The following is a 14354-nucleotide window of genomic DNA, read 5'->3' on the forward strand; positions in this document are numbered from 1 at the left end:
TTGCAGGAGCAACCCGGACCGGACTGACATATCCTCAAAGGTCTAGACTTCGGTATTTCATCGGGCCGTGCGCTCGGGCGTACGGGAACTCGTAAGAGGTTGCCTTGACGACGCAGCAGGGATTCGACGGTGGCAGCGGCATCCGGCAGGCGATCCTCGACGTCACCCGGCGGGAGATCTCCGAGTGCGGCCTGACCGGGGTGAGCATCCGCAGTGTCGCCCGGCGCGTGGGTGTCGACCCGCGGCTCGTGCGGCACTACTACGGTTCCAAGGAGCAACTCCTGCGCCACGCGGTGCAGGTCGACGGCAACCCCGTCGAGCTGGCCGAGCAGCTCCTGGCCGGCAGCCGTCGCCGGTTGGGTCGGGCCACCGCGACCGCTCTGCTCACCCACTGGGACAGCCCTCGTACGACGATCTCCTACCGGGCCCGGCTGTCCGCCTCGCTGACCAGCGACGAGATCGCCGAGCTGATGCGCGACGAGTTCGTCCGGGCGTTCTTCGGCACGTTGGCCGAGGGCGTCAGCCCCGACCGACACGAACTGCGCGCGGCGCTCGCCGCGTCCCAGGTGATCGGCCTGGCCCTGTGCCGCTACCTGATCGACGGCACCGAGCTGTCCCGGCACGACCGCGACGACCTGGCCCGGATGATGGGTCGCACGATCCAGCACTACCTCACCGCCGACCTGGCTGAGTGACGCCGGGCGCGCCGGCGGCCGGGCCGTCCGCACGTCCGACGTCGTGGGCCGCCACCCGCCCGTCATCGTCGACCGACACCCGCCCGTCGTCGACCGACGCCCGCCCCCGGGTCGGCGACGGCGCGTCGTCCCGTCGGCCGGTCACGTTGTCCTTGGTCAGCAGCCGCTTGAAGTCCGCGGGCGCCACCGTCATGACCCAGGCCACCATGAGAAGCCGACGGGGCATCGTGAAGTGGTAGTACCGCGCGTTCGGGTCGCCGAACCGGTACAGCGGCGGCACGAACCGCGCCCGGCGCAGCTCGCGGAAGATCATGTCGGCCGCCTCGGCCTGCCTCAGCTCCCCGGCCCGGACCCGGGCGAACACCTCGAAGAACCAGTCCAACATCTGGCGCAGACCGTCCGGGGTGCGGAACCACAGTCCGCCGTCGGCGAACCGTTCGACCGGATCCCACGTCCCGGCGGCCAGGGCATCGTTGGTGGCCCGCTTCAGCGACAGGTGGGCCAGGATCTGCCAGAGCAGCCAGACCCGGCTGTACGCGTTCCACAACGCGAAGCTGCCGGCGGCCGTACGGGCGGCGGCGAGGATCTGATCGTTGAACTCGATCAGCGCGTCCTGGAAGGCGGCCACCTCGGCCAGCACGACGCCCGTCGCCGGCTCGTCGCGCAGCGCCCGGGGCAGCGCGGCCCCGAGCGCGTGGACCGTCTCCGCCGTCATCGTCACGTCCCGGGACAGGAACTCGTCGGTACGGCAGGCCGACCGCTCCATGGCGAACCACCGGGGCCCGTGGGTCACCGCCGCCCGACGCTGCCAGTGGGGCGAGGTGGTCCAGCCGCCCTCCGCCGTGACGGACGCGAACTGCTCCGCGAGGCTCGGGAACGGCGCGACCAGCGCCCGGAACGCGGCGTCCGGCTCCGCCGGCAGGTCGTCGAACCGGTCCTGGTCAAGGCCCACCGTCACGCTGCACAGGTCGTTGGCCGCGTCGTGGTGGTTGCGGAAGTCCACCACCTGGATCCAGCCGCCGTCGAACAGGTGGTGCACGGTCCCCCGTGACCAGGTCGTCGCCCGGTGGTAGTCGGCGAGCCGGCTGCACTCCTCGAACTTCCGGACGCCGCGCAGGTGGGCGTGCATCATCCTCGACCGCAACAGCAGCGGGCGCGGTTCGCCGTCGGCGGTCGCCGCCCGCAGCGGTGACTCCTCGCCGCAGGCGTCCACCACGAACCGCGTGGTCACCGTCCGCCCCGAGCCGAAGGTCAGGTGTACGGCCTCGGGGGCCAGCCGGACCTCGGTGGTCGACGCCCGTTCCGGCAGCACCGACGCGCCGTACCGCACGGCCAACTCCCGGGCGTACCCGTCGACGTCCGGCCGGTAGAGGTGCCACTCGCTGTGTTCGCCCGGCACGTGGAACTGCACGGTGTGCGCCGGATCGTGCCGGCGACCCGCCGTGTGGTGCAGGAACGCCAGGCTCTTCTTGATCCCGCTGGTCCGGCGTACCGCGTCCGGCAGGTCCTCGAAGTGGGCGAAGGAGGCGATCTCCGGTACGTCGAACCGCTCGGCCAGCAGGTGCAACACAGCGGTCGTGTACGGCACGGTGCTGTCGCCCGACGGTAGCAGCGTGTCGTCGCGCGAGCCGACGAGCAGGACCCGCAGGTCCTGCTTGGCCAGTACCGTGGCGAGCAGGCCGGTCGCCAGATGGCTGCCCAGGATCACGACGTCGTACGACACCGTGGCGTCGGGTTCGGTGGTGGTCATCCGGCCTCCTAGAAGATCTTCCGGCCCATGAGCTGCTCCTTGCCGGCCTCACGCAGGAAGCCGAGCATCAGCCGCCGCACGTCCGGCGGCGCCTTGGTCGCCGCCCACAGCATCGTCCGGCCGATCTTGAGCGGGGTCGGGTTGATGAACCGCAGGTGGCGGTCCTTCCAGCCCCAGTGGTCCGGCACGAAGGGCGCCCGGTTGAGGTGGTCGTAGAGGGCGTCCGCCGCCTCGTCGCCGGTGATCTTGCCGGCCTCGAAGTCGCCGCACTGCTTGACCATGTCCTCGAACAGCTCGCCGTAGCCCTCGTGGTCGGACCAGTGCAGACCCGGGTTCTTCACCTCTTCCAGCTCGTTCAGATGCCGGTCGTCGCCGGTGGAGCGCCACCGGCGGTACGCCTCGTGGGCCCGGAACGTGCCGGCGTTCGAGCCCCACGCCCAGATCCGGAACACGGCCGTCCACAGCGAGTAGTGCTCGAACGAGGCGTACGCGGCGTTGACCAGCTTGTCGTTGCCGTCGAACAGCGCCTGCTGGCGCGTGTTCACCCCCTCGAACCGGTCGGCCGAGAAGTCGTCGTCGCCGACCGCCCGCAGGATCCGCCAGGCCAGCACGTTGACCGCCTCGCAGGTGTTGGACAGACCCCGGGAGAACAGCGGGTCGATGAACGCCGCGGCGTGGGCCAGCAGCACCCACCGGTCACCGACGGTGGTCTTCGACGAGTACTGGACCCGGTCGGTGCCCACCCACTCCCGCATGGGCCGGGCGCCCTCGAACTGCGCGGCCATGCCCGGGAACCGCTGCATGTGCTTCCAGAAGTCCTCCTCCGGCGACATGCCGGGCGTCTTCGGGTACATCCGCGGGTCCATCGTGAGACCCACGCTGCACAGCGGGTTCTTGGAGTCCTTGTGGTTGTTGAACGCGATCACCCAGGACCAGCCGCGCGGGAACAGGTGGTGGACGGTGCCCTCGTAGAACGGCACGGGCGGCTTGTCCGCTCCGGTGCGCTGGAACACCTCGTCGGTGGTCTTGAGGTCGATCATGTGGTTCCAGACGGCCCGCGAGTGGTGCTTGTACCGGCACGGGTCCTCGCGGAGCCCGAACTTCTCGGCCAGCGGTGAGCGGTAACCGCTGGCGTCCACCACGTACCGGCTGCGGAACTGCTCGCCCCGGGTCGAACTGACCGTGACGCCGGAGTCGTCGAAGTCGACGTCGGCGATCGTGAAGTTCACCCGGGCCGTGCAGCCGTACTTGATCGCGGCGTGGAACAGGTACGCGTCGGTGTCCTGCCGGTACATGTGCGGCGTCTCGTGCAGCAGGCTCGGGAAGTTGAACATCGTGACCTGCTTCGGGTCCTGCGGCTTGCCCTCCTGGTGGTTGAGGAAGGCGAAGTGGTCCTTCTTGCCGTGCCAGGGCGAGATGATCTTCTGGCAGGCGGTCAGCGTCGCCAGGGTCATCAACTCCGGCACCTTGTACCGCTCGGACATGGTGCGCAACGACACCAGCATGTTCGGGATGGTCGACTCCCCGATGGCGAACTTCGGGTGCGCCTTGGCATCGACCAGCAGCACCTTCGCGCCGTTGCGGGCCAGGATCGCGCCGAGCATCGAGCCGGCGAAACCCGCGCCGAGGATGGCGACGTCATAGGTGGCCTTCTCGGCCTCGATCAATTCACTCACCGTGCACTCCAATTTCCTCGGGTTACTTCGGCTCGGGAACGCGCAGCCGGGAGCCGAGCACCGGCCAGCCGGCGAGCTTCTGCTTGATCTCCTCGACCGGTTCGAACTCGCCCCGGGCGAAGCGCTTGCGCATGAAGAGGGTCAGACCCTCGTAGGTCAGCTCACCGATCGCCGGCGGCGCGTCCCGCTTCGCCCAGCGCAGCGTGCCGAGCACCTTGGCCGCGGAGGCGCCGGTGATCCGAATCTCCGGGTCGGCCAGACCGAACGCCGGCGGCACGAACCGCGCGCGGGCGAGCTGGTCGCGGATCTGCTTGGCGACGTCCTTGGGCTCCGCCTCCCCCGCGTCGACGGCGCGCATCATCCGGCTGACGCCGGCCAGGAACTCGAGCACCTCGGCGTGGTCCGGGTCGTCGACCTTCGACCGGTCGAACTCGCGCAGCTCCACCCGCCACCACGGCCGTTCCATCCGCCGCAGCACGGCGGGATCACGGGTCTTGGAGTAGAGCGCGTAACCCCGGTTGATCTCGAAGGTGGAGAGAATCTGGGTCAACGCCCACACCCGGAACCAGGCGTCCCACAGGTCCCAGTCCCGGAACGCGATGTACGCGTTGTTGACCAGGTCGTCGTTGAAGTCGAGCTGACCCTGTTCGAGTTCCTGCACGTACTCGAACCGCTCGACGGCGAAGTCGTCGTCCTTGAGCGCGTCGAGCAGCCGCTGGGTCAACGCGTTGATGATCTCCATGGTGTTCGACAGGCCGCGCGAGAACAGCGCGTCGACGAAGCCCGCCGCGTGCGACATGAGGCACCAGCGGTAGCCCACCGTCTTCTTCGGCGAGTACTGCAGGCGGCCCGTCCGCACCCACTCGCGCACCGGCGTGGCGTGGGTGAACTGCTGCGCGATGCCCGGGTACCGGTCGAGGAACTGCCGGAACTCCTCCTCCGGCGAGCAGTCCGGCACCGGGTACATCCGCGGGTCGAACTGCACGCCGACGCTGCACAGGTCGTTGGTGGACCGGGGATGGTTGTCGAACGGGATCACCCACATCCAGCCGCCCTCGAAGATGTGGTGCAGCGTCCCCTCGTGCCACCGGGTGGGGTTGCCGTACGTGCCGCGCGGGGCGAAGTCGTCGAACGGCCGCACGCCGACCATGTGCGTGAACAACGACCGCGAGTGGTGTTCCAGCCGGGTCGGCTCCTCCCGCAGGTCGAACTGCTCGGCCAGCGCCGAGCGGAAGCCGCTCGCGTCCACCAGGTAGCGGGCCCGCACGGGCGCGCCGGGGCCGACGTCGAGCGTCACGCCGTCGTCGTCGACCTGGACGCCCGCGATGCGCGTCTGCTGCCGGATCACCGCGCCGTACTTGGCCGCGACCGTCAGCATGAAGTTGTCGATGTCCTGCCGGAAGAAGTGGTTCTCGGTGTTCAGGATCTTCGGGATCTGGAACATGTTGGACTCTTCGGGCCGCTGCTTCTCGCCCGGCCGCTGGTAGACGAAGCCGAAGTTCCTCTTCACCCCGCCGGTGGTGTTGATGTGCGCGTACACCGACTCGAAGGTGCTCAGGTACTTGATCTCCGGCACGCCGTACCGCTCGCTGATCAACCGCATGGCCATCGACGTGTACGGGATGGTCGACTCGCCGACGGCGAAGCGGGGGTGCGTCCCGGCGTCGATCACCAGCGTGTACGCGCCGTTGGCGGCCAGGCACGCCGCCAGGGTGGAGCCCGCCAGCCCCGAACCGATCACCACCACGTCGAACATCCCGTTGTGCGCGGCCGCACCTTCCATCATGGACTCCTTATCCATTGGATTCACTTCGGCGTCGGGACGCGGAGTCGCTTGCCGACCACGGGCCAGCGCGCGATGAGGTGCTTGAGTTCCTCGCCGACGGCGAACTCGCCGGGCGAGAAGCGCTTCTTCATGAAGAGCGTCAGACCCTCGTACGTGAGGTCGCCGACGGCCTTCGGCGCCTTCTTGCGGGCCCAGCGCAGGGTCTTGCCGATCTCGAAGAAGTTGGCGTCGGTCCACTGGTTGTCCGGGTCGGCCAGGCCCCACGCGGGCGGTACGAAGTCCGCCTCACGCAGCAGCCGCAGCAGCTCGGCAGCCGTCTCCCCGGAGTCCGCCCGCCCCTCCTGCACCGCCCGGGTCATGTCGTTGACCTGCTGCAACAGGACCATGACCGCTCCGTACGGCGAGTCCTGCGGGATGACCCGCCCCCGCCACCACGGCCGCTCCAGCGGGGCCAGCACCGCCGGGTCGCGGGTGTCCAGGAAGCGGGCGTACGCCCGGTTCACCTCGAAGGTGGCGATGAACTGCCCGAGCGACCAGATGCGGAACCAGGCGTCCCACAGTCGCCAGTCACCGAACGACGTGTACGCGTTGGCGACCAGGTCGTCGTTGAAGTCGAGCAGACCCTGCTCGAACTCCTGCATGTACTCGAACCGCTCGACCGAGAAGTCGTCGTCCTCGATCGCGGACAGCAGGCGGTGCACCAGCGCGTGCATCGTTTCCAGCGAGTTCGACAGCCCCCGGGAGAACAGTGGGTCCAGGAAGCCGGCCGCGTGCGAGGTGAGGCACCAGCGGTAGCCGACCGTCTGCCGCGACGAGTACTGCAGCCGGCCGGTGCGGGTCCAGTCACGGACCGACCGGGCTTCGGCGAACTGCGGCTCGATGTCCGGGTACTGCGCGATGAAGCGGCGGAACTCCTCCTCCGGAGAGCAGTCCGGCACCGGGTGGATCCGCGGGTCGAGCTGCAGCCCGACGCTGCACAGGTCGTTGGTGCCGCGCAGGTGGTTGTCGAACGGGATCACCCACATCCAGCCGCCGCGGAACAGGTGGTGCAGCGTGCCGTCGTGCCACGGGCTCGGGTGCCCGTAGCGGGACTTGGGGGCCAACTCGTCGTACGGCCGGATGCCGACCATGTGCGTGAACAGCGACCGCGACTGGTGGCGGAACCGGGTCGGCTCCTCCCGCAGGCCGAACTGCTCGGCCAGCACCGAGCGGAAGCCGCTGGCGTCGACCACGAACTTGGCCCGGAAGTGGCCGCCGGTGTGGTTGAGGGTCGCACCGTCGTCGTCGATCTCCACGCCGGTGATCCGCACCTGCTGGCGGACGGTGGTGCCGTACTTGGCGGCGACCGTCAGCATCCAGTTGTCGATGTCCTGGCGGTAGAAGTGGCTCTCGGTGTGGGTGACCTTGGGGATCGGGAACATGTGGGTCTCGCGCGGGTCCTGGCGCTCCCCCGGCCGGTGGTAGACGAAGCCGAAGTTGCGCTTGACCCCCGAGGTCGTATTGATCTTGGATTGCACACCCTCGAAGGTGGACAGCCACTTGATCTCGGGAACCCCGTACCGCTCGCTGACCAGCCGCATCATCATCGACGTCGCCGGGATGGTCGACTCGCCGATGGCGAAGCGCGGATGGGTGGTGCCGTCGACGATCAGCACCTTCGCGCCGTTGCGGGCCAGGCAGGCGGCCAGCATGGTGCCGGACAGGCCGGACCCGATGATCGCGACGTCGTACTCCGGAGTGCTGCGCGGATGATCAGTCATGTCGTTCAAGCTCCTTCATCGGCCGCTGTGGGAGCGGGCAGGTAGCCGGTCCGCACCATCCAGCGCAGGTAGATGTCGAGTAGGTCGTCGTCCAACGGCGGACACCGCACGTCGGTGCCCCGCAGTTGTTCCTCGGTGTTGCCGACGGCGTAGTGGACGGCCTCCTCGCCACCGACCACGAACTCCTGGACCACCGGCATGACCGGGTGCAGCTCGTTCGTGCCGACGGCATAGGTCGCCTTGAGCGCCTGCCACCACTGGCCGACGGGTACGACCTCGACCGGGAAGCCGTGCCGACGCAGCGCGCGCACCACGTCCGCGAAGAGCGCCTTGTACGGGCTCACCAGGTGGTACGTGCCACCCAGGTCCGGGCCGTAGCGGGAGATGTGCACCAGGGCACTCGCCACGTAGTCGACGGGCGTCATCTCCACCTTGATGTCGATGTCCGGCGCCAACCCGAGCTGCACGCAGCCCTTCATCACCCGGGTGGTGAAGTGGGTGGTCAGGCTCGCGCCGGTGCGGGAGTCGCCCAGCACCCGGCCCGGCCGGTAGATGTCGGCCGGCACCCCGCGTTCGCGGGCCAGCTCGACAAGTCGTTCCGCCGCCCACTTGGTCTGCACGTAACCGGTCACCAGCCGACCGGCCGTGGCGATGTCGTCGTCCTCGCCGACGACGTCCCGGCCGGGAGCCGGCAGACCCCAGATGCCGTACGTCGAGACGTGGTGGACCGCGGTCGGCCGGCCGCGCGCGGCCAACCGCAGAACCTCCTCGGTGCCCGTGACGTTGTCCGGCCGGAGCTGCCGGTAGTTGTAGCCGAAGTGCACCCGGGCGCCGCAGTGGTAGATGCCGTCCAGCAGGTCGGCGAGTTCGTCGTACCGGTCGGCGGACAGGCCCAACCCGGGCCGGCCCAGGTCACCGGGCAGCACCGTGATCCGGTCGACGGCGGTGGCCGGCAGCGGGAGGTAGCGCTCCATGTTGTCCAGCAGCCGCCGCAGGCCGGCCTCCTCGTCGGCGCACCGCACCAGGCACCACACCCGGGCGGCGGTCGACTCGAGCAGGGTGTGCAGCAGGTAGCCGCCCACGAAGCCGGTCGCGCCGGTCAGCAGGACGTGCCGGGGGTCGCGCACCCGGGCGGGCGGGTCACCGACCACCCGGATGTCCGGCGCGAGGGTCACGTCGCCGGCGATCCACGCCGGGTCACTGGCCGGGTCATCCGCCAGGTCGCCGCCGCCCTGGTCCCCGCCGCCCAGGTCACCGGCGGGCGGGACGCCGTCGTCGGCGGACGCGTCGACGGACCGGTCGGCCAGCAGCCCGGCGAACAGGTCGGCCCACTGTGCCGGGGTGGCGAGGGTGAGCAGGTCACCGGCGCGCACGGTGAGGCCGAGATCCCGCCGGCAACGCCGGACAACGTCCATGACCATGAGCGAGTCCATGCCGCTGGCCAGCACGTCGCTCTCCTCGTCGAGGGCCCCCGACCCGGCGCCCAGGACGTCCGCCGCCACCTCGACCGCGTACGCGACGAGCGTCGCCCGCACCCGGCGCGGGTCGCGCTCGGCGCGCAGGCCGGCCAGCAGCGGCGCTTCCGCGACGTCGTCCGCAGCCGATTCGTCGGCGGTGATGCCGCGCAGCATCGGCCGCTCCGTACGGGCCTGCATGACCGGCTTGAACACCGACCAGTCCACCGCGCACACCACCCGCTGCGAGGCGTCACCGGCCGCGAGCGCCCCGAGCAACCGGATGCTCTGGTCGGCCGGCAACGGGCGCAGCCCGGTGGCCTTCAGGAATGCCATCACCTCGTCGCCGAAGAGCGCGGAGGGCAGGTCCCACGGCCCCCACGCGACGGACAGGGCCGGCAGGCCGGCGGCCTCGCGGTGCCCGGCCAGCGCGTCGAGGAACGCGTTGCCCGCCGCGTAGCTGGCCAGGTGCTGCGAGCCCCAGATCGCCGCGATCGACGAGAAGCCGACGAAGAAGTCCAGCTCCACGCCGCGCGTGAGCTGGTGCAGCAGCCAACCGCCGATCACCTTCGGCAGCCACACCCGCCGGTACGCTGCGTCGGTGGCCGTGCGGGCGAACTCGGGCTCGGACACGCCGGCCGCGTGGACGACGCCGCGCAGCGGCAGGGGGTCGCCCTCCAGCGCCGCGAACACGGCGGTCATCGCCGCCTCGTCGACCACGTCGGCGGCGACCACGTCGACGGTCGTCCCCAACCGCTCCAGCCGCCGCACCGCGTCGATCCGCCGCGCCGCCTCTCCGGTGGCGTCGGCCCAACCGTTCCGCTCCGGCAGCGGCGTGCGGGCGAGCAGCACCAGGCGGCCGGCGCCGGCACGGGCCAGCCACTCCGCGACGGCCAGGCCGATCCCACCGAAGGCTCCGGTGATCAGGTACGTGGCCTCGCCGTCGACCGGCGGCCGACGACGCAGCGCCTCGGGTGCCAGCGATGCGGGCGCCAGGCGCAGCGCGTACCGACGATCGGCGCGCAGCGCCTGCTGGTCGTCGTAGCCGTCCTCCCCGTCGGCGGGGTCGACGCCGGACGGGTCGCCAACAGTCAGCCCACCCGTGGTCAGCGCGGCCAACAGCAGCCGGTCCTCGCCGGGTCGGCGCTCCGGGTCCAGGTCGATCGCGCCACCCCACCGGTCCGGGTGCTCCAACGCCAGCACCCGACCCAGACCCCAGAGCGTGCCGGCGACCGGGGCGACCGCGTCCGGGGCGGCGGACTCCGTCGGCACTCGCAGTGCAGCGCGGGTCACCAGCGTGAGTCGGGCGTCAACGCACGCCGGGTCGTCGAGCATCCCGCTCAGCAGGGCGAGGGTCGTCAGGTCGGCGCGCCCGGCGTACTCCTGAAGGCTCGCGGCGTCGCAGTCCGCCGACGCGGGCGCGTCGAGCCCGGTCAGGACCACCGCGAGCGAGGGGCGGCCCGGGCCGGCGGACCATGCGGCCACCAGTTCCCGGACCGCGGCGGGGTCGGGCCGGCAGTCCGGCCCCTTCCCCACCACCGGCGGGGCCGCCACGGTGACCGCGGCGTGCCGCTCGCGCAGCAGCGCGGCCAGCCCGGTCACCAGGGCGGCGTCCTGACCGGCCGGGTCGGCCACCAGCAGGTAGCTCCGTCCGGCCAGGTCGGCCGGCGGCTTCGGGGATGCGGGCAGGGGCACCCAGGTCTGCTCGTAGAGCAGGTCGGCCGGGTCCTCCCAGTGCGCCGCGGCGGGCACCGGCGCGACGGTCACGTCCCGCGCGTACCCGATCGGGACGCCGCCGGCGTCGAGCAGGTCGACGTCGCCGGTCACCGCCTCGCCGACGGTCCGCACGGACCCGGCGCGGACCCGCACCCCCCGTACGCCGTCCGGCGGCACAGCGGCACCCGACGTCGCGGGCGAGCCACCGAGCGCGCCGCAGCCGGCCACCGTCGACCCCACCTCCGGCACCGCCCCGCCCGCCGCCGTGACCGCGACCCGCGCGGCGTCGAGCACCTCGTGCCAGTCCGCGCCGTCCGGCACCGACATCTCCGGTGGGGTCTCGGCGTCGGTGTCCCCGGCGGGGTACGGGCGGTCGGCCGGCCACCGGCGACGCAACAGCCCGCTGGCGTGACGGATCCACGGCGCGGCCAGCGCCTCGCGGGCCGCCGTGGCCCCGACCAACTCCCACGCGGCCGAGCCGTCGTCCCGCGCCGTGACGGTGAGCCGCAGGTGACCCCGGTCGCCGCTCGGGACCGACGCGTGGACGCTCAGATCCTCGGCGCACCGCCACCCGCCACCCAGGCAGTCCGTGGCGGCCCGGACCGCCACGTCCAGCACCGCGCCGAGACCCGGTGACTCCCCGGGCAGCGCCTCGGGCGTCACCTCGTACGCCGGCACGGGTCCGGGCAGGCGGCGGCCGACGCCCGGGATGTCACCGACCACGACGGCGGCCCGGGTCTCCTCGGCGACGACCGGCGCGGACGCCGGCCCGACCTCGCGGAACCAGTAGTGCGCCCCGCGCCAGGGTGTCGTCGGCAGCGGTACCGCGCGGACGTCCTCGCCCTCGTGGAACGCCCGCCAGTCCGGGCGCGAACCCCGCAGGCTCACCGTGCCGACCGCGCCGAGCACCTCCCGCAGGTCCTCGCCGCCCCGGCGCAACGTGGGCACGAACGCGCAGTCCGGCTCGCCGTCGAGGGAGCGGGCGGCGAGGGCCGTCAGCACGGGCGCGGGCCCGAGCTCCACGAAGGTGCGCACGCCCGCGTCGTGCAACGCGCGCACCCCGTCGCGGAAGCGGACCGCGCCGGCCGCGTGCCGCAGCCAGTAGTCCGGGCCGAGGTCGTCGTCGCCGAACAGTCGACCGGTGACGTTGGACGCCAACGGAATGCGTGGCGCGCGGAACGACAGGCCGGCCAGCACCGTCCGGAACGGCTCCAGCATGGGCCGGATCAGCGGCGAGTGGAACGCATGCGACACGGCCAGCCGCCGGGTGCGGACGCCGTCGGTCGCCAGCCGTTCCATGACGGTGGCCAGATGGGCGGCGTTGCCCGAGATCGTGACGTCGCTCGGCCCGTTGACCGCGGCGACGGAGACCGTCGCCGCGTACCCGTCGATCGCCGCGACGGCGACCTCCTCCGCGCAGCCCGCGGCGGCCATCGCGCCGCCCGCCGGCAGCTCGGCCATCAGCCGTGCCCGCGCGGCCACCAGCGTCGCGGCGGCGGGCAGGTCCAGCACGCCGGCGACGCAGGCGGCGACCAGCTCGCCGACGCTGTGCCCGGCCACCGCGGACGGTCGCAGCCCCCAGGAGAGCCACATCTGGGCCAGGGCGTACTCGACCGCGAACAGCGCCGGCTGCGTGTACCGGGTGTCGTCGAGCGGCGTCGGACCGTCGGCCCACAGCACGTCCGCCAACCGACGGGGCAGCTCGCTGTCGAAGAGCGCCGCGGCCTCCTCGAACGCGGCGCGGAAGGCGGCGTTCCCCACCAGCCCCCGGGCCATGCCCGGGTACTGGGCGCCCTGACCGGTGAACAGCCAGGCGACCTTGCGATCGCGGCGGCGGGGCAGCGCGGCGACCGTCAGCCCGCGCGGGTGGCGGCCCTGGGCGTACGCGGACAGGACGTCCGCCAGCTCGTCGGTGTCGGCGGCGGTGACCGCGAGGCCGTGCGTCTGGACCGCACGGCCGACGTGCGTCGTGTAACAGGCGTCGCCGAGGGACACCGCGTGCGGACCGCGCAGCCACCGCGCGTGCCGGTCGGCCGTCTCGCGCAGCGCCTCCTCGGTACGCGCGGACGCCAGGAACAGCCCGTACGGCGGTCGGGCGCCAGCACGATCGGCACCGGCCGGCGGTGCCGCCAGCACGACGTGCGCGTTCGTTCCGCTCGCGCCGAAACTGCTCACCCCGCCGGTGCGCGGGTGGCCCCGGTCCGGCCACGGCGTGCAGGCGACGGGCACCCGCACGTGCAGACCGGACCAGTCCAGGTTCGGGTTCGGCTCGCTCAGGTGCAGGTGCGGTGGGATCTCGCCGTACGACATCGCCAGGACGACCTTGAACAGGCCGGCCATGCCGGCGGCGGGCTCCAGGTGCCCGATGTTCGTCTTCACCGAGCCCACCAGCAGCGGGTCGTCGGGGCGGCGGTGCCGGCCGATGACGGCTTCCAGCGCGCGCAGCTCGATGGGGTCGCCGAGCGAGGTGCCCGTCCCGTGCGCCTCGACGTAGTCCACGCCGTCCGGCCCGACGCCGGCCTGGGCCATGGCCGCGCCGACCACGTCCTGCTGGGCGAGCGGGTTCGGCACGGTGAGGCCGCTGGAGCGACCGTCGTGGTTGACCGCCGAACCGCGGACGACCGCGACGATCGGGTCGTTGTCGGCCAACGCGTCGGACAGCCGCTTGAGCACCACGACGCCGGCGCCCTCCCCGCGGGCGTAGCCGTCGGCCGACGCGTCGAACGTCTTGCACCGCCCGTCGGCGGACAGCCCGCGGAACTTGCTCATCATCACGAAGCCGTACGGGGACAGCAGCAGGTTCACCCCACCCGCCAACGCCAGGTCGCACTCGCGCAGCCGCAGCGCCTGGCACGCCTCGTGCAGGGCCACCAGCGACGACGAGCAGGAGGTGTCGACGACCTTGCTCGGCCCCCGCAGTCCGAGCAGGTACGAGATGCGGCCGGCCAGGAAGCTGGGCTCGCCGGTGAGCTGGTAGAAGTCGACGTCGTTGATGTCGCCGACGGCCTGCCGGGCGCGTACGTAGTCGGTCGTGCTCAGCCCGAAGTAGACGCCGGTACGCGAGCCGTCGAGCCGGTCGGGCGCGTAGCCGGCACGCTCCAGCCCCTCCCAGCAGATCTCCAGCGCGATCCGGTGCTGCGGGTCCATGCCGAGCGCCTCGCGCGGGGAGATCCCGAACGCCTCCGGCTCGAAGCGGTCGACCTGGTCGAGGAAGGCGCCCCGGATCGTGTACGCCCTGCCCGGCGTCTCCGGGTCCGGGTCGTGGTACGCCCGGGCGTCGGCGCGCTCCGGCGGGAACTCCGCGGTGGTGTCCACCCCGTTGCGCAGCAGGGTCCAGAACTCCTCCGGCGAGTGCGCTCCGCCGGGGAATCGGCAGGCCATGCCGACGATGGCGATCGGTTCGTCCAACCAGCCGTCACGGCTGTCGGCCAGGCGGCGGCGCAGGTCCTCGATGGTGCGCAGCGCGTCGGCCATGAGCCGGCGGCTGTCCGGGGTACGCGAGGCGGTCGTCGACATC

The 14354-nt window shown here is 71.9% G+C and carries 6 protein-coding genes; 1 reads left to right on the forward strand and 5 read right to left on the reverse strand.

Features of this window, described 5'->3' with window-relative positions; translation table 11 throughout:
- Positions 1-104: 104 nt before the first annotated feature.
- Complete coding sequence (locus tag ACTFTM_RS19965) at positions 105-695, forward strand: TetR/AcrR family transcriptional regulator (RefSeq protein WP_355047930.1); 591 nt, start codon at positions 105-107, stop codon at positions 693-695.
- Here the strand turns inward: ACTFTM_RS19965 and ACTFTM_RS19970 are convergent.
- From ACTFTM_RS19970 to ACTFTM_RS19990, 5 genes are read right to left on the reverse strand one after another with little or no spacing between them, the layout of a single operon-like run.
- Complete coding sequence (locus ACTFTM_RS19970; protein ID WP_449561995.1) at positions 673-2445, reverse strand: NAD(P)/FAD-dependent oxidoreductase; 1773 nt, start codon at positions 2443-2445, stop codon at positions 673-675. The genes ACTFTM_RS19965 and ACTFTM_RS19970 overlap by 23 nt on opposite strands.
- 8 nt (positions 2446-2453) lie before the next feature.
- Positions 2454-4121 (reverse strand): NAD(P)/FAD-dependent oxidoreductase, encoded by a 1668-nt coding sequence (locus ACTFTM_RS19975; protein ID WP_396803041.1) that lies wholly within the window; start codon positions 4119-4121, stop codon positions 2454-2456.
- 22 nt (positions 4122-4143) lie between these two features.
- Positions 4144-5907 carry an NAD(P)/FAD-dependent oxidoreductase gene (locus tag ACTFTM_RS19980; RefSeq protein ID WP_449561996.1) on the reverse strand — a complete coding sequence of 588 codons (1764 nt, stop codon included), beginning with the start codon at positions 5905-5907 and terminating at the stop codon, positions 4144-4146.
- A 20-nt stretch (positions 5908-5927) separates the two neighbouring features.
- Entirely contained in the window at positions 5928-7667 is a 1740-nt protein-coding gene (locus tag ACTFTM_RS19985) for an NAD(P)/FAD-dependent oxidoreductase (protein WP_449561997.1), read from the reverse strand.
- Between the two features lie 5 nt (positions 7668-7672).
- Positions 7673-14353 carry a thioester reductase domain-containing protein gene (locus ACTFTM_RS19990; RefSeq protein ID WP_449561998.1) on the reverse strand — a complete coding sequence of 2227 codons (6681 nt, stop codon included), beginning with the start codon at positions 14351-14353 and terminating at the stop codon, positions 7673-7675.
- Position 14354: the final 1 nt, after the last annotated feature.

The sequence above is a fragment of the Micromonospora sp. RB23 genome (assembly GCF_053585025.1).